The sequence below is a fragment of the Kribbella shirazensis genome (assembly GCF_011761605.1).
Classification (GTDB): domain Bacteria; phylum Actinomycetota; class Actinomycetes; order Propionibacteriales; family Kribbellaceae; genus Kribbella; species Kribbella shirazensis.
In genome coordinates this window covers 8,366,855-8,385,137 of sequence record NZ_JAASRO010000001.1, presented here as the reverse complement: position 1 = coordinate 8,385,137, position 18,283 = coordinate 8,366,855, and the positions used below count along the sequence as shown (strand labels likewise).

At 68.9% G+C, this 18,283-nt stretch carries 16 protein-coding genes; 9 read left to right on the top strand and 7 right to left on the bottom strand.

Annotation, left to right across the window (positions count from 1 at the left end; translation table 11 throughout):
• Positions 1–10 precede the first annotated feature (10 nt).
• The 3 genes from BJY22_RS39920 (at position 11) to BJY22_RS39910 (ending at position 4,831) form a co-directional block, all read left to right on the top strand.
• Positions 11–358: a hypothetical protein gene (locus tag BJY22_RS39920; protein ID WP_167217344.1), complete on the top strand. Its 348-nt coding sequence runs from the start codon at positions 11–13 to the stop codon at positions 356–358.
• 906 nt (positions 359–1,264) lie between these two features.
• Positions 1,265–3,976: a S8 family serine peptidase gene (locus tag BJY22_RS39915; protein ID WP_337759815.1), complete on the top strand. Its 2,712-nt coding sequence runs from the start codon at positions 1,265–1,267 to the stop codon at positions 3,974–3,976.
• 156 nt (positions 3,977–4,132) lie between these two features.
• Positions 4,133–4,831 (top strand): SGNH/GDSL hydrolase family protein, encoded by a 699-nt coding sequence (locus BJY22_RS39910; protein WP_167217342.1) that lies wholly within the window; start codon positions 4,133–4,135, stop codon positions 4,829–4,831.
• Between the two features lie 19 nt (positions 4,832–4,850).
• On the opposite strand, the gene BJY22_RS39905 is transcribed toward BJY22_RS39910, so the two are convergent.
• Positions 4,851–5,546 carry a FadR/GntR family transcriptional regulator gene (locus BJY22_RS39905; RefSeq protein ID WP_337759814.1) on the bottom strand — a complete coding sequence of 232 codons (696 nt, stop codon included), beginning with the start codon at positions 5,544–5,546 and terminating at the stop codon, positions 4,851–4,853.
• A gap of 379 nt (positions 5,547–5,925) precedes the next feature.
• Between BJY22_RS39905 and BJY22_RS39895 the strand changes: the two genes are divergently transcribed.
• Together BJY22_RS39895 and BJY22_RS39890 are read left to right on the top strand one after the other, a co-directional pair.
• Complete coding sequence (locus BJY22_RS39895; protein WP_167217340.1) at positions 5,926–8,688, top strand: AAA family ATPase; 2,763 nt, start codon at positions 5,926–5,928, stop codon at positions 8,686–8,688.
• Positions 8,689–8,919 (top strand): SCO4848 family membrane protein, encoded by a 231-nt coding sequence (locus BJY22_RS39890; protein ID WP_167217338.1) that lies wholly within the window; start codon positions 8,689–8,691, stop codon positions 8,917–8,919.
• Here the strand turns inward: BJY22_RS39890 and BJY22_RS39885 are convergent.
• Positions 8,891–9,706, bottom strand: a complete 816-nt coding sequence (locus tag BJY22_RS39885; RefSeq protein WP_167217336.1) for a helix-turn-helix transcriptional regulator — start codon at positions 9,704–9,706, stop codon at positions 8,891–8,893. The two genes, BJY22_RS39890 and BJY22_RS39885, sit on opposite strands and share 29 nt — an antisense overlap.
• Before the next feature lie 24 nt (positions 9,707–9,730).
• Between BJY22_RS39885 and BJY22_RS39880 the strand changes: the two genes are divergently transcribed.
• Entirely contained in the window at positions 9,731–10,558 is an 828-nt protein-coding gene (locus BJY22_RS39880) for a M55 family metallopeptidase (protein WP_167217334.1), read from the top strand.
• Positions 10,559–10,612: 54 nt separating this feature from the next.
• On the top strand, positions 10,613–11,026 hold the full coding sequence (locus tag BJY22_RS39875) for a DUF2000 family protein (protein WP_167217332.1): 414 nt from the start codon (positions 10,613–10,615) through the stop codon (positions 11,024–11,026).
• Here BJY22_RS39875 and BJY22_RS39870 read toward each other — a convergent pair.
• The 5 genes from BJY22_RS39870 to sdhC all read right to left on the bottom strand — a co-directional run bounded on the left by BJY22_RS39870 (position 11,023) and on the right by sdhC (position 15,580).
• Entirely contained in the window at positions 11,023–12,183 is a 1,161-nt protein-coding gene (locus BJY22_RS39870) for a WD40/YVTN/BNR-like repeat-containing protein (protein ID WP_167217330.1), read from the bottom strand. The genes BJY22_RS39875 and BJY22_RS39870 overlap by 4 nt on opposite strands.
• 81 nt (positions 12,184–12,264) lie before the next feature.
• Complete coding sequence (locus BJY22_RS39865) at positions 12,265–12,969, bottom strand: succinate dehydrogenase iron-sulfur subunit (protein ID WP_167217328.1); 705 nt, start codon at positions 12,967–12,969, stop codon at positions 12,265–12,267.
• On the bottom strand, positions 12,969–14,711 hold the full coding sequence (gene sdhA, locus BJY22_RS39860) for a succinate dehydrogenase flavoprotein subunit (RefSeq protein WP_167217326.1): 1,743 nt from the start codon (positions 14,709–14,711) through the stop codon (positions 12,969–12,971). The genes BJY22_RS39865 and sdhA overlap by 1 nt, the downstream gene beginning before the upstream one ends.
• 28 nt (positions 14,712–14,739) lie before the next feature.
• Complete coding sequence (locus tag BJY22_RS39855; RefSeq protein ID WP_167217324.1) at positions 14,740–15,201, bottom strand: succinate dehydrogenase hydrophobic membrane anchor subunit; 462 nt, start codon at positions 15,199–15,201, stop codon at positions 14,740–14,742.
• A 1-nt stretch (position 15,202) separates the two neighbouring features.
• On the bottom strand, positions 15,203–15,580 hold the full coding sequence (sdhC, locus tag BJY22_RS39850; RefSeq protein WP_167217322.1) for a succinate dehydrogenase, cytochrome b556 subunit: 378 nt from the start codon (positions 15,578–15,580) through the stop codon (positions 15,203–15,205).
• A 226-nt stretch (positions 15,581–15,806) separates the two neighbouring features.
• Between sdhC and BJY22_RS39845 the strand changes: the two genes are divergently transcribed.
• Complete coding sequence (locus tag BJY22_RS39845; protein WP_202891480.1) at positions 15,807–16,670, top strand: MBL fold metallo-hydrolase; 864 nt, start codon at positions 15,807–15,809, stop codon at positions 16,668–16,670.
• A 343-nt stretch (positions 16,671–17,013) separates the two neighbouring features.
• Positions 17,014–18,249: an IS110 family RNA-guided transposase gene (locus BJY22_RS39840; protein WP_167203593.1), complete on the top strand. Its 1,236-nt coding sequence runs from the start codon at positions 17,014–17,016 to the stop codon at positions 18,247–18,249.
• The last annotated feature ends 34 nt before the right edge of the window (positions 18,250–18,283 follow it).

Sequence of the window (18,283 nt, the reverse complement as noted above, 5' to 3'; positions counted from 1 at the left end):
GAGTACTGGAATGGTCGTTGAGGTGGAGGTCTTCACTCGTCAACAGCCGAAGAAGCGCTTCTGGCTCCTTGGTTCACGTGACGATATTGCCACGGTCGGACGAAATCTGACCGTGGCATTAGGAGTGAAATTCGTCGAGCGTGAGAGCGGTTATCTAGGTGGAGCGCATCTTCGAGGGCATCGCAGTGGCCTCGAAGTCACTGTGCAAGCCAACTTCGAGGACGACGACGGGTATTTGACCGAAGCAGATTTTCGTGATTACACGACCCTCTGCTACATCACCCAGGATCTCACGGCGGTGCCGCTGCCGAGCCTCACCGAGGTCGGGATTGACCTGCTGCGCGTCGAGGAGCTGTAGCGGCGCCACTTTGGTGGGAACCGAACTCCCGAACGGGTACGTCAGGCAAAGTAGCCGCGTCCGTAGCAGTTGCTGTCACCAGCGCGACGAGCTCCAACAGGCGGACCGCGAGCCCGAGTTTCCCCGCAGTACGACGTGGCGCGTATGGGACTGCCTGTGCGCGTTGGGTGGCAACCGCACACCGGCGGCGGGGCCGAGATTCTTCCCGTCCTACGACTTCGGAGAAAGATTTCCGTCGATCGCTCCCGTCTCCTTGAAGTTGCGGTGCGGCTGATGTCGGGCGACTATGACAGCGGCGCAGATCTGGATAGAGGCGTGTCCGAGGTGAATTCGATCGCGAACCCTGTCCAGATGAAGTGGTGGCTCGTGTGTTGGGCTATCCCTCGATCGAGTTGTGAGGTCTCGCAGGCCAGCGCAGCGCTCGGGACGACGATCCGGCGCCGACTAACTGGGCCTTCCCTTCGGCTCCGGCGAAGCTGACGTCAATACTCCCCGGCGCCCCCTGGCGGGCGGATTCCTCGATGGGTGAGATCAGGTTGTCGCTCGGCCATGCGGGGGTTTGGCATGTCCATGCATGCAGGGTGCTGAAGGCACGTGCACATGAGCCTACGTAGACCTTCTCTCGACGTGGCCGAGGAACTCGTCCTGGTCCTCACCAGCAGCATGGAGCGCGCCCGGCGGACGGCTGTCGAGGACAGGAGATTGCAGCTTTTGGCAGGTGGATGGGGGAGCGGTCTGGTGTAGACCTCTGAGATACTCCCGGCGTTCGTAACTCTTACACCCCTTGGGGGCGTTGTGGTTGGTCGGGCGGTTTGGGTGCGGTGGGGGCTTCCGGCTGTGATGGTGGCGGGGTCGCTGGTGGTGTTGAGCGGGTCTTCCGGGTCGGCTGAGTCTGGGCCGCAGCGGGTGGGGTTCTCGCGGCACGAGACGTCCACGCCTGACGTCGAGCCGAACGTCGTCATGGTGAAGTTCAAGAAGAAGGCGACGGCGTCGGCGCGGAGGGCTGCGGTCTCCAAGGTTGGGGTGGTGGAGGAGGAAGCGTCCTCCGGCGTCGTGAAGCTGAAGGGCAATGCCGCGGCCCAGGACCTGCTGAAGAAGGTCAAGGGGGACCCGGCGGTCGAGGTCGCCTCGCTGAGTTATCGGCGTCGGATCGCCGCCGTGCCCAACGATCCGTACTACGGCTCGGTCCAGCAGGCCTACCTCAACACCGTCCGCGTCCCGCAGGCCTGGGACCTGACCAAGTCGACCGGCAGCCAGATCGTCGCGGTCCTCGACACCGGCGTCGACGCCGGACACCCGGATCTCGCCGGCCGCCTCGTCCCGGGCTACAACGCGACCTCGACCACCCGGCCGAACCCGGTCGACGACAACGGTCACGGCACCATGACCCTCGGCATCATCGCCGCCAACGCCAACAACGGTGTCGGCATCGCGGGTGTCGGCTGGAGCGCCAAGGCGATGCCGGTCAAGGTCGCCGGATCCACTGGGATCGCCAACGATCTCGACATCGTCGAGGGCATCGACTGGGCGATCACCCACGGCGCGACCGTCCTCAACCTGTCCTTCGCCAGCCCGGGCGACAACCCGGTCCTGCACGACGCGATCAAGCGCGCCATCGCCAAGGGCGTCGTCGTCGTGGCGGCGGCGGGCAACGACGGCAGCGCGGTCCTGCAGTACCCGGCGGCGTACCCCGAGGTGATCGCGGTCGGCGCGACCAACGCGGGCGCCGTCCTCACCGACTTCAGTTCGTACGGCGACTGGGTCGACATCGCAGCTCCGGGCTGGGACGTCCTCAGCACCACCCTGCGCGGGACCAGCCAGTACGCCTATTGCAGCGGTACGTCGTGCGCCGCGCCGATCGTCGCCGGTGTCGCCGCGCTGGTGAAGAACAAGTGGCCGACGCTCACGCCCGCGCAGCTCGAAGCCCGGCTCAAGACCTTCACCCGCGACGCCGGCCCGCGCGGCAAGGACCCGTACTACGGCGCCGGCATGCTCGATGCGTACGCCGCCCTCGGCGGCCGCTGGGCGCCGGACTTCCCGGCGAACCCGATCGACCTCAACGATCAGCCGGAGCGGGCGATCCCGCTGTCCAGCTCGATCAGTACGACGATCAGCACCGAAGGCGAGGTCGACTGGTACGAGGTCGTCAGCTCCGCCGCGCGCAACCTGCGCGTGACGCTGACCGGCCCCGAGTTCAACGGCGACCAGTACTCGGTGAACTTCGGCCCGCGGATCGATGTCTACGACACCGATCTGAAGTTCCTGACGTCCGCCGTGACGCCCTTCCCGACCTCCGGGACGTGGGGACCGCTGACCGCGACCGCGGACGTCAGCGCGGCCATGGGCAGCACCTACATTGCCGTCCGCAACGCCAACGGTTCGCGGGACACGCGGCCGTACGAGCTGACCATCGAAGAGACCGGCGCGGGAGGTACCAACCCCGGCGTCAGCTACCCGGCGCGGGAGGTGCAGCCGCCCGACCTCGCGAGCGGTCAAGCGCTCGACACGCGCCCGGCCGTCACGTTCCCCCGCGCGGTCCTTGCCGACAGCGTCAACCAGACGACGGTCCGCCTCGTCCACGGCAGGACCAGTACGACGGTCGGCGCCGGCGTGACGTACGACCTGGAAACCAGGCAGGCCGTCATCGCGCCGACCACACCACTGCTGGACAACACGCCGTACCGGATCGTCGTGAGCGGTGTGAAGGAAGCCGGTGGCGCCGATCTCGTCCCGTTCAGCAGCGTGTTCTCGACGCTCGACGTGGCTCCGCCCAAGCCCGCCTTCGACGCCACCGGCGCCTATCTGGCCGCGAACCTGTCCTGGCAGGTCCCCGCCCTGCCCGATCTGGACCAGGTGATCGTCCGGCGCAACGCAGGCAGCCAGGTCCCGACGCTCACGACCGGAACGCTGGTCTACGCGGGCACGGCGACAGCGGTGAAGAACACCGGGCTCGCCCAAGGCGTGACCTACACGTACGCCGCCTGGGTGAAGGACCGAGGCGGAAAGGTCAGCCCGGTCGCGGTCTCACAACTGCTGGGGATGAAGACGACGATCAGCAGTACGGCGGCGCTGATCAACTACGGCGGCACGATCACCGTGCGCGGCAGCACGCTGCGCATCGACAACAAGGCGTACGCCGGGTTGCCCGTCAACCTGTACGTACGCCCGAAGAACTCGTCCACGTTCAAGCTGCTCGCGTCGTTGAAGACGACCTCGACCGGCGCCGTCAGCTACGCCTACAAGCCGCTGGTGTCGTCGGTGTTCATGATGACCTTCCCCGGCAACGGCGACCTCATGGGCACCCGGACCGTCGATCTCACGGTGCAGGTCGCCCCGACGATCTCCGCGACCTTGTCGCCGTCGACGATCCGCCTGGGACAGGTGACGAAGTTCAGCGGGTACGTCGCCCCGGCGCACTACGGCAAACCGGTCTACCTGCAGCAGTACTCGAACCGGGTGTGGAGGTCGATCGCGTCCGTCAAGCTGACCACCTCGGGGGCGTACGCGTTCGGCATCAAGCCGGCGATCCGCGGGCAGATCGCGTACCGCGTGTGGTTCCCGGCCGACGCCGACCACGCACAGGCGTTCACCGCGAACAAGATCCTGACCGTCAGCTGAGACGGATCCGGTGGTGCGGATTGCAACAAGCTGCAATCCGCACCGTGCGGATATAACGTTCTAATACCTGGTCTTGCGCCGATCGATTGGTATAGCCCACAGTTTCCGTCTGTGGGGAACGTGAAGAACCTGAAACCAAATCGACGGCAGATCTTGATGGCGGGGGCGGCGGCCGCGGTCGCGGGGGTCGCGACGACGGAGTCGGCGCAGCCGGCCACTGCCGCCGATCTGTACGGATCCGGCGCGCTGGGGGACTGGACGATCCTCAGCCGGTCGATCTCGACTGCCGCGACGATCACCTATGTCCGTGACCATGACGGTGTGTACATGTTCGGTGACAGCATCGCCGTACAGGACGGCAAAGCGCTGGCCACCAGGCTGATGAGCCGTGCGGGCATCAGCCTCGCGGTCCACAACTGGTCCGGGCGACCGACCAGGCCGGCCGTGGACGCGCTCGAGAACTGGGCGCTCAAGTACGGCCTGCCGCGCCGGATCCTGATGGCCACCGGGACCAACGACATCTTCAACCCGCCGGTGTTCGCCGCGCAGGTGGACCGGACCATGCGGATCGTGGGCTCGAACCGCACGGTGATCTGGGTCAACACCCAGATCTCCCGCACCGCGAAGGCGGCGGCGGTCCAGGTCGCCGACCAGCGCAACAGCGCCTGGATCAACTCCCAGATCCACGACGCCGACAAGAAGTACCCGAACCTGCGGATCGTCCGCTGGGCCGAGTACCTGGCGGCCCAGCCCTCCCGCATGACGCAGCTCCTCCGCGAGGGCGTCCACACCACCGTGCCCGCGGGTCAGGACGCCCGCAACGAACTGATGGTCCAGGCGATCACCGCCGTCTGAAAGCGGCGCCGGCCAGGACCTAGGCGAGGAAGGCGCGGAGCAGGGCCTCGGTGCCGGCGAGGTGTTCCTGCATCGCCTGGCGGGCGGTGGTGGGCGCACCGGCGAGGATGGCGTCGACGACAGCCTGGTGTTGCTCATTGGAGTGCTGGATGTTGCGTTCCAGCAGCGGGATCGCGTCCAGGAGTTCGTTCAGGCGCATGCGGACGTCGGCCATCGCGGAGGTCAGGGACGGTGAGCCGGTGACTTCGGCGATCGCGAGGTGCAGGCGGGAGTCCAGGCGGCGGTAGTCGGCGAGGCGGGCCGTGGACGTGTCGGCGAGGCAACGCTCGAGGTGGTCGCGTTCGGCGGCGGTCAGGGCACGGGAAGCGGCGGCCTCCGCGGCGCCGGTTTCCAGGACGAACCGCAGGGTGAGGGCGTCGTCGAGACCGGCGGCGAGGTCGCGGGCGAGGCGTTTGGCCGACGTACGGCGGGGTTTCGGGAGCTGTTCGTTGACGAACGTCCCGCCGTACCGGCCGCGGCGGGACTCGACGTACCCGGCCTCGGTGAGGGCGTGGACGGCCTCGCGGAGCGTGACCCGGCTGACGTTCAGCCGGGTCGCGAGCTCGCGCTCCGGCGGCAACCGGTCGCCGGGCACGACGACGCCGAGCTTGATTGCCTGCAGCAACCGCTCGACCGTCTCCTCGAACGGGTTCCCGGCCCGTACCGGCCGGAACACCGCGTCATCAAGAACTTCCAGCCCGGCCCGTGGCACCTCGGGCGCTGGAGCCGCCCGATCGGCATCGTCGCGATCGTCTGGGTCGCGTTCATCACGGTCCTGTTCATGCTGCCGCAGGTCAGCCCCGTCAGTGGTAGCACCTTCAACTACACGCCGGTGGCCGTGCTGGTCGTGCTCGGTTTCGCCGCGGCGTACCTCGAATCCATCTGACCCCACTTCGGGCACCCCCCAACCGTTTCGCAGCCGCGAAAACGGTTGGCGGGTGCCCAAAGTCGTGTGGAGACCATCCGGTGCCCCGGCACGATCGTGCCGTCGTGACCGCTCGGATCATGCCCCTCGGGCTGTGATAATCGGCGAATGTAATCCTTCGAGGAGTTGGATGACAGACGACGAGCTGGTCGGGCGAGCCGGACTGGTCGAGCGTGCTACCAAGCAGCTCGAGACCAGCGGCAGTGTGCTGCTCTACGGCCCGACCGGTATCGGCAAGTCCGCTCTCGCGCGGGCGCTCGTCGCGGAGCGTGGCCGCAAGGGCTGCCGGATCCTCAGCGCCGCGCCGTCCAACGCCGAGGCCGGTCTCCCGTACGTCACACTCCTCGACCTGCTCTCGCATCAGCTCGACTTCGCCTGGCAGGTCCTCCCGGACCACCTGCGGCAGCCGCTCGAGGTGGCGTTGCTGAAGGCCAGCGCGCCGGACACGGTCCGTGACGAGCTCGCCGTACGACTCGCCGTCCTGCACGTCCTGCGCCGCCTCGCCACGACCGGTCCCGTGCTGATCGTCGTCGACGACATCCAGTGGGTCGACCCGTCGAGCCTCGAGGTGCTCACGTTCTGTGCTCGCCGGCTGTCCGAAGGGGTGCACCTGCTCGCGACCGAGCAGGTGGCCGACGGCGACCTGCCGATGATGACCGACGCGTGCCCGGAGCCGGTCCTGCAGCTCGAGGTCCCGCCGCTGACCGAGCCCGACGTACTCGGCCTGCTCCGTCAGCGCCTGTCCAGCCCCCTCCCGGTCCGGACCGCCCGCCGGATCTTCACCGCGAGCGCCGGCAACCCGTTCATGGCCCTGGAGCTGGGGCGCGCCGTACTGCGGCACCCGAGGAGCGTCTCGCCCAACGATCCGCTCCCGGTCTCGAGCCGCCTGAAGACGCTCCTCGGCGAGCGGCTCTCGGACCTGTCCACGACGACCCACGAGCTGCTCCTGCACGCGGCGTCGTCGCCGCGCCCGACCACGACCCAGCTCGCCCAGTCGCTCGACCGCGCGATCGACGCCGACCTCGCCGAGGCCGAGACCCTCGGCCTGATCGACATCTCCGCCGAGCGGCTCCGCTTCACGCACCCGCTGCTGCGCGAGTTCGTGTACGCCGAAGCGACGTCGGCGGACCGTCGACGCGCCCATGCCAAGCTCGCTGCCGCGGTCGACGAACCGGTCGAGAACGCGACCCACCGCGCGCTCGCCACCCAGGAGGCCGACCCGCAGCTCGCCGCCGCGATCGAGGAGGCCGCCACGGTCGCCGCGGGTCGTGGGGCGCCCGGCGCGGCCGCGACCCTGTGGCGGCTGAGTGCCGAGCGCACCCCGTGCACCCATCCCGATGAGCGGGCCCGCCGCCTCACCCGGGCCGCGGACGACGCCGCCGCGGCAGGGCACCTCGCGGAGTCGGCCGACATGGCGCAACTCGCCGCGCAGGTCGCCACGACCCCGGAGACCCGCGTCCCGGCGCTCCTGCTGTGCGCCGACGCCGTGTGGCCGGAGCGCGACCGCCGGGTGGAGCTGCTCGCAGAGGCATTCGAGGCGGCCGCGGGGAACAACCGGCTCGAGGCGCGGGTCCGGATCGAGCGCAGCCACAGTCACTACTTCGACCGCTGCCTCGACGACGCGCAGGAGGACGCCCGCATCGCCGAGGAACTGGCGCGCGAGGCAGGCGACACCGATGCGGTCGTCGACGCGTTGAGCGCCGCCAGTTCCGTGCTGATCGCCCGCGACGCCGAGCAGTCCGCGGACGCGGTGCTGCAGCAGGCCGCCGAGCTCGCCAAGGGCCTGCCTCTCACCCGGACCACGGTGAACGCCCGTCAGATGGCCGCGATGCAAGAGCTGTTCCGCGGCCGGACCGCCGAGGCGATCACCGCGATCAACGCGCTCGCCGACGAGGTCCGCGACCACGGCGCAATGCGCTGGCTGGCGTCCGTACTGATCTCCGCGACGGCGATCTACGAGCGCAGCGGCCGGGGTGCCGACGCGCTCGCCGCCGGCCACGAGTGCTACCAGCTGATGCAGGACATCGGCGACGAGTCGGAGGTCGGCCTGGTCGTCGCGAGCCGCGCGGAGTGGGCCGGCGGTACGGCGGCCATCGCCAAGCAGCTCGCCGACGCCGCGCTGGAGGGCGTCCACCAGGCCGGGAACGACGAGTGGACCGGCCCGGCGCTGGCCACCATCGGGCTGATCGGCGTACTCACCGGCGACCCGCAGCGCGCGGTCGAGGCGTTCGACGCGATCGCCGGATCGGGGGAGGCCGCGATGCCGTACGACCCGGCCGTCATTCCGTGGCACGCGGACTACGCCGAGGCGCTGGTCGCGGCCGGCCGGCTCGACGACGCGGCCGCCCTGATCGCCGAGATCCGCACCCGCGCCGAGAACCTGGACCGCGCTGTGGTCAAGCTCGGCCTGGACCGTGCCGAGGCACTGCTGGTCGCCAAACAGGGCGACCCGGCCGCGGCGCTGGCGCTGATCGAGAAGTCGGTCGGCTCGGCCGGGGACCGTGTCTACCCGCTCGATCTCGCCCGCGCGGAGCTGACCCGCGGCCGGATCGCCCGGCAGGCCCGGCGCCGGTCGGTCGCCCGGACCGCCTTCCTGGACGCGATCGAGCGGTTCGAGGCGTACGGCGCGCCCGCGTGGCGCGAGGTCGCGGAGACCGAGCTCGCCCGCCTCGACGTACCGAGCCGGAGCCGGCAGCCGTCCGAGCTGACCGACAACGAGCAGCAGATCGTCTCGATGGTCCGCGACGGTTCCACGAACCGCGAGATCGCCGCGGCCTTGTACCTGTCGGTGAAGGCGGTCGAATCGCAGCTGACCCGCCTGTACCGCCGCTTCGGCGTGGCCAACCGCACCCAGCTGCTCCGCACCGTCGACCGCCCCAGTCAGAATGGCTGAGTGAAACTCGAACGGAAACACGCGCTCGTCCTGCTCGCCATCGCGGCCTGGAACGTCCTCACCTACCTGCGCTTCATCAAGGCGCTCGTGGACACCGAGGACCGCCCGACCGGGTACTACGTCGCGCACACGATCCTGATCGTCGTGAACCTGCTGATCGCTGCACTGCTCGGCACCTGGGGCGTCCGCGCCTACAAGGCGTCTAAGGCTTCACAAAACGCGCAGGTGTGACACCGAGCAGTTTCCGGAAATGCCGGTTGAGGTGCGACTGGTCGTAGAACCCGGCCAGCGTCGCCACCTCCGCAGCCGGGCGCCCGTCCAGCAGGTACCGCCGCGCCAGATCGACCCGTCGCCCGGTCAGGTACCGGTGCGGCGGCATCCCGTACTCCCGGCTGAACGCCCGCACCAGATGCGCCGGATGCGCGTGCACCAGCTTCGCCGCATCCTGCAAGGTGATCCCGTCCGGCACATGGGCATCCAGCATGTCGCGCAGCCGGGAAGCGACGCCGGCATCGCGCAGCCGGGCCGCGCCGACGCCGTGCCGCTCGGCCGGTGCCTCCACCTGTCGCCGCAGATGCTGTTGCAGGCGCTCCTCGATCAACGTCAGACGGCTCTGGGCCTCCAGATCCTCCCGGCCGTCACGGAGCACTAGATGCAGCTGGTGGATCCGGTGCCGCAGCAGCGGATCGACGTACTCGGGCTGATCGACGGCCGCGCCGATCAAGCCTTCGTCGAGCCGGTCCGGTGCCAGGTAGAGAACACGTTTTCGGAAACCGTTGGGCAGCACCGACCGGCCGTCGTGCGGAACGTGCGGCGGCAGGAGCGAGACCTGCGCCTGGGCGAGACCGTGCTCATGGCGGTCGAGGTCGTACCGGACGGCGCCCTCGTCGACGATCAGCACCGTCCAGGCATCGTGCGTGTGGCTCGGGTACGCGTGCGACGGGAAGTGGGCGTGCAGGACCTCGACGACCCCGTCCAGCCTGGGCCGCCACGCCCGCACCTCGGCGCCGCCGCTCATACCTCAGAACATACGCTGCTCCGTGTGAAGGTTTACGTGAGCGCGGACATGGAAGGCGTCACCGGGGTCGTCGACGCGGAGGACGTGCAGCCGCCGGGGCGGGACTACGAGCGGGCCCGGGTGCTGATGACCGAGGACGTGAACGCCGCCGTCCGCGGTGCGTACGCCGCGGGCGCGACCGAAGTACTCGTCAACGACGCCCACGGGCCGATGCGCAACCTGCTGCCGGACCTCCTCGACCCGCGCGCCCGCCTGATCAAGGGCCGCCCGAAGCCGATGGGCATGATGGAGGGCCTGACGCCGGAGTACGACGCCGCGCTGTGCGTCGGGTTCCACGCCCGGGCCGGCGTCCTCGGCGTCCTGAGTCACAGCTTCATGGGCCACGAGATCGAGGACATCTGGCTGGACGACCGCCCCACGGGCGAAATCGGCCTGTTCCACGCGGCGTCGGCGGCGTACGGCGTACCGGTGGCGCTCCTGACCGGCGACGACACCGCCTGCGACGAGATGAAGGGCTGGGACCCCGCGGTCGCGACCGTCCCGGTCAAGTTCGCCAAGGACCGTTTCGCCGCTCAGCTGGTCCCGGTCGCCGAGGCCCGGGAAGCCATCGAGTCGACGACCACCGAAGCCCTCACCAACGTCCCGCACCCCACCACCCCGAACGGCCCGCAAACCCTCGCCGTCCGCTGGCAGTCCGCCTCGGTAACCTCCCACCTCACCGCAATCCCCGGCGTATCCCGCCGCGACGACCGAACGGTCGTGGTGGAGGCCGACATGGTGCAGCTCTACCGGCTGTTCAACCTCTTCCTCAGGGTCTGTACGGCGGTCACGTCGAACCCGCCGTACTGCTGAGGTGGTTTAGAACGTACAAGACCCGCGCAGGGCTCGGTCGTGAGCATGTGAGCTGTGGAAAAGTTCGCTACGAAGATTGCTGTGTTGCTGCGGGACGATCTGGCGGTCTGGCAGCGGTTGAACGTGACCGCGTTCCTGGTGAGCGGGATTGCCGGGACGCATCCCGAGGTCGTGGGGGAGCCGTACGAGGATGCGGACGGGGTGCGGTACCTGCCGATGTTCCGGCAGCCGGTGATGGTGTTCGAGGGGTCCAAGGAGTTCATGGCCACGGCTCAGGAGCGGGCGCTCGGGCGGGGGATCGAGCACTCGGTGTTCACCCAGGACCTGTTCGCGACCGGCAACGACCGCGACAACCGCGCGGCGGTGCGGGCGGTCGGGACGAGCGAGCTCGACCTGGTCGGGATCGCCCTCTACGGGCCGAAGAACGCCGTCGACAAGGTGCTCAAGGGCGCGGCGAAACACCACTAGCGCGGGGCGAACTTCGTCCAGGTGGCGCCGGCGTCGGTGCTCAGGACGACCTCGGTGGTACGCCGCTTCGGGACCTCGAAGCCGTACATCAGGTGCTCGTCGCCCTCGAGGTCCGCGAGGTCGCCGGGGTAGCCGCGGTCCAGCTTGGCGGCGCCGTCGCGGACCCGGTACAGCCGCGGGCGGTCGCCGTGCCGGCCGCCGAGCATCAGCGCGGTGCCGTCGTCGAACGCGAGCGGCGCGGTCTTCAGGCTCGGCGGCGGGTCCTGGACCGTCGTCCAGTTCGCCCCACGGTCGGTGGAGAGCTGCATCTTCGCCACGGACTGCCCGTTCGCGCCGACGGTGACCGCGGTGGTCAGCAGCGTGCGGCCGTTCGGGCTGACCGCGAGCCGGCCGAGCTGGTTGTGGCTGTCGAGCGACCGCGCACCCCAGGTCTTGCCGCCGTCGTCGGTCCAGACGATGTCCGTGCGGCCGATCCCGCCCAGCATCCAGCAGCGGCCCGAGTCGTCGCAGACCGGGGACCGGGTACCGCGGGCCTGCAGCATCCGGACCGTCGACTCCTCCGGGTTCACCACCACGATCCGGCCCGGCACGATCTGGTCGGTGAGGATCTCGTTCTTCGCGAACGTCGTGGTCGGCATCCGGTGCCGCAGCCGGGTGAGCAGCGGGCCGTCGTACGTCAGCCGGAACATCATCGTCGCGCCGCCGGCCAGCGTGCCCTCCAACGGCGGTGCGACCGCGATCGCCTCGCTCCCGGCCTGCAGCGTCGCGTACGGCACCGGCCACTCGGGCGCGGTCGCGCGGGCGCCGTCGCGGTCGATCACCGCGGCGTACCGGCAGCTCGGGCCGGTGGTGCAGTCGGACCAGCCGGCCGCCCAGCGGTTCCGGGTGACCATCGTCATCGACAGCACCTGGGCGCGCTCGGAGTTCACCACTTTGCTGCCCGGTGCCCCAGCGGCCGCCGGCGTAATGCCGATCGGCTTGACGGCCGGCGCCTCCTGCGAGGTCAGTTGCACCAGCGCGAGCACGATGGACGTGGTCGCGGCGAACACCCCGAGGACGAGGAACGGCGGCATGGCGCGGGGAAGGCCGCAGCGTTCCAACAGCTCTACCAGGCGACGGTAGTAGCGGTCGGACAACTCACGCAGGCGCGGCTCCACAAGTCACCCCCCAAGGCACAGGTGTCCCCGCGAGGCAGGGTCAGGTCGGCGGTGGAATCTTATGCGACTCCGGTGCCAAGCTCACACTCGACGGAAGATGAGCGCCCGCTTCACTTCCTGGATCGCCTTGGTGACCTCGATACCGCGGGGGCAGGCGTCGGTGCAGTTGAAGGTGGTCCGGCAGCGCCAGACGCCTTCCTTGTCGTTCAGGATCTCCAGCCGCTGCTCGGTGCCCTCGTCGCGGCTGTCGAAGATGAACCGGTGCGCGCCGACGATCGCCTGCGGGCCGAAGTACTGGCCGTCGGACCAGAACACCGGGCAGGACGTCGTACAGGCCGCGCACAGGATGCACTTGGTGGTGTCGTCGAAGCGGTCCCGGTCGGCCTGCGACTGGATCCGCTCCCGGGTCGGCTCGTGACCGCTGGTGACCAGGAACGGCATCACCGAGCGGTACGCGTCGAAGAACGGCTCCATGTCGACGACCAGGTCCTTGAGCACCGGCAGGCCCTTGATGGGCTCGACTGTGATCTCCTTCTCCGGGTTCAGGTCCTTGATCAGCGTCTTGCAGGCCAGCCGGTTCCGGCCGTTGATCCGCATCGCGTCGGAGCCGCAGACGCCGTGCGCGCAGGACCGCCGGAAGGTCAGCGTGCCGTCCTGCTCCCACTTGATCTTGTGCAGCGCGTCCAGCACCCGGTCGGTCGGCTGGAGCGTGACGGCGTACGTCTTCCACTCGGCCTCGTCGACGACCTCGGGGTTGTACCGGAGGATCTTGACCTTGACGTCCATCAGTACTTGCGCTCCATCGGCTTGTAGCGGGTCTGCACGACCGGCTTGTAGTCGAGCCGGATGTTGACGTTGCCTTCGGCATCGACCTCGCGGTACGCCATCGTGTGGCGCATGAAGTTCACGTCGTCGCGCTTGTCGTAGTCCTCGCGGAAGTGCCCGCCGCGGGACTCCTTGCGGGCCAGGGCGCCGGCCACCAGGACCTCGGCCAGGTCGATCAGGAAGCCGAGCTCGACGGCCTCCAGCAGGTCGGTGTTGAACCGCCGGCCCTTGTCCTGCACGCCGACGTTCTTGAACCGCTCCTTCAGTGCCTCGATGTCGACCAGCGCCTGCTTCAGCGACCCCTCGGTCCGGTACACCTGCGCGTTCAGGTCCATCGTCGCCTGCAGGTCGGCCCGGATCGCGGCGATCCGCTCGTCGCCCGTGGAGTTGCGCAGCCCCTCGACGAGGTCCACGACGTACGACTCGGGGTTCTCGGGGAGCTCCTCGAACTCGGCCGTCTCGGCGTACTCCGCGGCGGCGATGCCGGCCCGGCGGCCGAAGACGTTGATGTCGAGCAGCGAGTTCGTGCCCAGGCGGTTCGCGCCGTGCACGGAGACGCAGGCGACCTCACCCGCGGCGTACAGACCGGGGATCACGTCGTCGTTGTTGGCCAGCGCCTCGCCCTTGATGTTGGTCGGGATGCCGCCCATCGCGTAGTGCGCGGTCGGGAACACCGGGATCTGCTCGGTGTACGGCTCCACGCCCAGGTAGGTGCGGGCGAACTCCGTGATGTCCGGCAGCTTCGCGTCGATGTGCGCGGGCTCCAGGTGGGTCAGGTCGAGCATCACGTACGCGCCGTCCGGACCGCAGCCGCGGCCCTCGCGGACCTCGTTCGCCATCGCGCGGGCGACCATGTCCCGCGGCGCCAGGTCCTTCACGGTCGGCGCGTAGCGCTCCATGAAGCGCTCGTTGTCCTTGTTCCGCAGGATGCCGCCCTCACCGCGGGCCGCCTCCGACAGCAGTACGCCGAGACCCGCCAGGCCGGTCGGGTGGAACTGGAAGAACTCCATGTCCTCCAGCGGCAGGCCCTTGCGCCACACGATGCCCATGCCGTCACCGGTCAGGGTGTGCGCGTTGGACGTCGTACGGAACACCTTGCCGAAACCGCCGGACGCGAAGATCACCGACTTGGCCGAGAACACGTGCAGTTCGCCGGTGGCCAGCTCGTACGCGACCACGCCGCTCGCCTTGCCGTCGGTCATCAGCAGGTCGAGAACGTAGTACTCGTTGAAGAACTCGACGTTCTGCTTGATGCACTGCTGGTAGAGCGTCTGCAGGATCATGTGACCGGTACGGTCCGCGGCGAAGCAGGAGCGCCGTACGACGGCCTCGCCGTGGTTGCGGGTGTGGCCGCCGAAGAACCGCTGGTCGATCTTGCCCTCGGCCGTCCGGTTGAACGGCAGCCCCATCTTCTCCAGGTCGAGGACCGCGTCGACGGCCTCCTTGCACATCACCTCGGCCGCGTCCTGGTCGACCAGGAAGTCACCGCCCTTGACGGTGTCGAAGGTGTGCCACTCCCAGTTGTCCTCCTCGACGTTCGCCAGCGCGGCGCACATGCCGCCCTGGGCCGCGCCGGTGTGGGAGCGGGTCGGGTAGAGCTTGGTGAGTACGGCGGTACGGGTCCGCTTGCTCGACTCGAGGGCGGCGCGCATCCCCGCACCGCCCGCGCCGACGATGACGACGTCGTACTGGTGGACCTGCATGCCCGCCCTTTCAATAATCGACAGAGTCTTACTTGTTCGTGCAGACCGACAACGTGGAGTTGGGGTCGAGGCAGGGGTCGAAGGTGAAGATCACCAGGGTGCCGAGAACCACGATCACGATCGCGGCCGTGATCAGCAGGGCCTTCAGCCAGAACCGGGTCTGGTCCTTCTCGGCGTAGTCGTTGACGATCGTGCGCAGGCCGTTCGTGCCGTGCAGCATCGCCAGCCACAGCATCAGCAGGTCCCAGACCTGCCACAGCGGGTTGGCCCACTTGCCGGCCACGAAGCCGAAGTCGAGTGCGTTGATCCCGTCGCCGAGCATCAGGTTCACGAACAGGTGGCCGAGCACCAGGACGACCAGGGCGAGCCCGGACAGCCGCATGAACAGCCAGCTGTAGAGCTCGAAGTTCGTCTGGCCGGAGCGGTTCCGGCCGCCGCCCTTGAGGGAGCGGGCCTTGGTGCTGCTGCGCGGTGCCGCGATGTCGCTCATCTCAGCCTCCGAACACGTGGGTCAGATGACGGATCACGAACGGCACGAACAGGACCACCCAGAGCACGCCGACGCCGATCATCAGCTGCCGCTGGTAGCGCGGGCCCTTGGCCCAGAAGTCCACCAGGATCAGCCGGACGCCGTTGAACGCGTGGAACAGGATCGCGGCCACCAGGCCGACCTCGAGCAGGCCGACGACCGGGTTCTTGTAGGTGCCGATGACCTCGTTGTAGGCCTCCGGCGACACCCGGACGAGCGCGGTGTCCAGCACGTGCACCAGCAGGAAGAAGAAGATCCCGACACCGGTGATCCGGTGCGCGACCCATGACCACATGCCCTCCCGGCCGCGGTAGAGCGTGCCGGCTGGTTTGCTGGGCAAACCGACCCTCCGATCGGATCTCGGAACAGAGCGGGTGCGGCTGCCGGCCTTCTGGCAACGGCACCGTGGCTCGGCCGGGTGAAAACCAGGCCGGTTCGATGCTAGTCCTGCCGGGAGACCCGAAATGTCCTGTCAGGTGTGACATCGCTCTCGCAAGTGGCCCGCGACGGCGCCGGCGCAGTGGCCCTCGACGGGGCGCTGCCGATGGACTTGACTTCAACCGAGCTTGAGCACGAAGACTCTCGGCGAGGCCGGAATCGAGGAGGAGAACACGGTGAGTTTCTGGATCTGTGCGACCTGTGCGGTCGAGCACTCCGAGCAGGTCGAGGTGTGCGCGATCTGCGCCGACGAGCGGCAGTGGGTACCCGCCGACGGGCAGCACTGGACGACCCTCGAGGAGCTGGCCGCGGCCGGCACCGAGGTCACGATCGACGAGGTCGAGCCCGGCCTGTACGGCGTCCGCTCGAAGCCGCCGGTCGGCATCGGGCAGCAGTCGATGCTGCTGACAACGTCGGAGGGCAACCTGCTCTGGGACCCGATCGGGTACCTCGACGACGACGCCGTACGCCGGGTCCGCTCGTTGGGTGAGGTGGTCGCGATCGTCGCCAGCCACCCGCACATGTACGGCGTCCAGGTCGAGTGGAGCCACCGCCTCGGCGACGTCCCCGTCTACGTCTCGGAGGCCGACCAGGAGTGGGTCGCCCGCAAGGACCCGGTCATCCGCACGTGGTCCGGCGAGCTCACCCCACTACCCGGAGTGACCCTCATCCAGCCCGGCGGCCACTTCCCCGGCAGCGCGGTCGTGCACTGGGCGAACGGTGCCGACGGCAAGGGCGTGATCCTGTCCGGCGACACCATCTTCGCCAACCCCGACCGCACCTCGGTCAGCTTCATGCGCAGCTACCCGAACCGCATCCCACTCTCCGGCGCCGTCGTCGACCGCGTGGCCCGCTCCCTGGACCCCTTCGACTACGACCGCCTCTACAACAACTTCGGCGCCTCGATCCCCGTAGACGCCAAGTCCGTAGTCCGCCGCTCCGCCGACCGCCACGCCGCCTGGACCCGCGGCGACTACGACCACCTCACGTGACGGTGCCGAACGACAGGAGGTATGCGCCGGCCTGAGCAGCTGCCAACGCTCAGCCCCGGCCCCCGAGGAGGCCGAGACCGGGATACCTCCTAATGGGTGTTACCGGGTCGGTCGCTGGCAGACTCGGTGGCTGGTAGCCGCTGGCGGGTGAGCACTCATACCTCCTGGACTGTTTGAGTCCTGACGACAGAGCGTGCCCTCGCTGGTGGTGCGGGAGATTGTAGGGCTGATGGGGTGTCGTGCCCACCGCTGCTGGTTGGTTGGTGTGAGCACTGATCCATTAGGGCGCTCAAGGTCTCTCGCGGGCTGCCGGGATTGGTCGGGAGGCGATGGGAGAGTTGTTGTGTTGTTTGTGGGTGACGACTGGGCCGAAGGGCATCACGACCTGCAGGTCGAGGACGACCAGGGCCGGGTCCTGGCCCGTGGGCGGGTGGACGAGGGCATTGCCGGGATGGTTCGGTTCCACGAGTTGGTGGCGGAGTTCCTGGGCGATGATGCCGGTCCGGAGGAGGTGGTGATCGGGATCGAGACCGATCGCGGGCCGTGGGTGGCCGCGTTGCTGGCGGCGGGGTATGTGGTGTTCGCGGTGAACCCGAAACTTGCTGCCCGGCACCGTGAGAGTTTGTCGTTGTCGGGTGCGAAGGACGACAAGACCGATGCCCGGACGCTGGCCGACCTGGTCCGGACCCGTAGGCATCAACTGCGGCCGGTCACGGCCGATTCCGAGCTGGCCGACGGGGTCAAGGTGCTCGCCCGGGCGCATCAGTCGCTGATCCAGGAGCGGACCCGGCACCTGCTGCGGCTGCGGGCCGCGCTGCGGGAGTACTTCCCGTCCGCGCTGGTTGCCTACCAGCAAGGGACGTTGACGCTGACCGGTGCCGACGTGCTGGCGTTACTGGCCAAGGCCCCCACCCCGGCAGCGGCGGCGAAACTGACGATCGTCCAGATCACCGCGGCGTTGAAGACCGCCGGGCGGCGAGGCGACCTGGCCGAACGGGCCGCGGCGGTGCAGGCCGCGCTGCGCACCGAGCATCTCGGCCAGCCCGAGATCATCACCGCCGCCTACGCGGCCACGGTCGGCTCCACGGTCGCGATCCTGCAGACCCTGAACACCCAGATCCCTGCCCTGCAGGAAGGGGTCGAGGCCTCTTTTGGCCGGCACCCGGACGTTGAGATCTACCGCAGCCAGCCCGGCCTCGGACCGATCCTCGGCGCCCGGGTGCTCGCAGAGTTCGGCGACGCCCCCGGCCGCTACGCCGACGCCAAAGCCCGCAAGAACTACGCCGGCACCGCACCCATCACCCGCCAATCCGGCAAACTGAAAACCGTGCACGCCCGGTTCATCCACAACAACCGGCTCGTCAACGCCATCGACCTGTGGGCCAGCGCCGCCACCCTGCACGACGCCGATGTCCGCGCCTACTACGACCAACTCCGCGGCCGCGGCCTCGGCCACCACGCCGCGCTACGCCAGATCGGCAACCGGCTCGTCGGCATCCTCCACGGCTGCCTCAAAACCCACACCCTCTACAACCCCCAAACCGCCTGGTCACACCGCGCCACAACCCAAGCCGCTTGACACCCTTAGCTCTAGGGGTGTCTGTCGTCCGGTA

Excerpts from the sequence above, each read along its gene's own strand:
- BJY22_RS39920 (WP_167217344.1), top strand. The coding sequence starts at position 11 with ATGGTCGTTGAGGTGGAGGTCTTCACTCGTCAACAGCCGAAGAAGCGC.
- BJY22_RS39910 (WP_167217342.1), top strand. The coding sequence starts at position 4,133 with ATGGCGGGGGCGGCGGCCGCGGTCGCGGGGGTCGCGACGACGGAGTCG.
- BJY22_RS39895 (WP_167217340.1), top strand. The coding sequence starts at position 5,926 with ATGACAGACGACGAGCTGGTCGGGCGAGCCGGACTGGTCGAGCGTGCT.
- BJY22_RS39885 (WP_167217336.1), bottom strand. The coding sequence starts at position 9,706 with ATGAGCGGCGGCGCCGAGGTGCGGGCGTGGCGGCCCAGGCTGGACGGG.
- BJY22_RS39865 (WP_167217328.1), bottom strand. The coding sequence starts at position 12,969 with ATGGACGTCAAGGTCAAGATCCTCCGGTACAACCCCGAGGTCGTCGAC.
- sdhA (WP_167217326.1), bottom strand. The coding sequence starts at position 14,711 with ATGCAGGTCCACCAGTACGACGTCGTCATCGTCGGCGCGGGCGGTGCG.
- BJY22_RS39855 (WP_167217324.1), bottom strand. The coding sequence starts at position 15,201 with ATGAGCGACATCGCGGCACCGCGCAGCAGCACCAAGGCCCGCTCCCTC.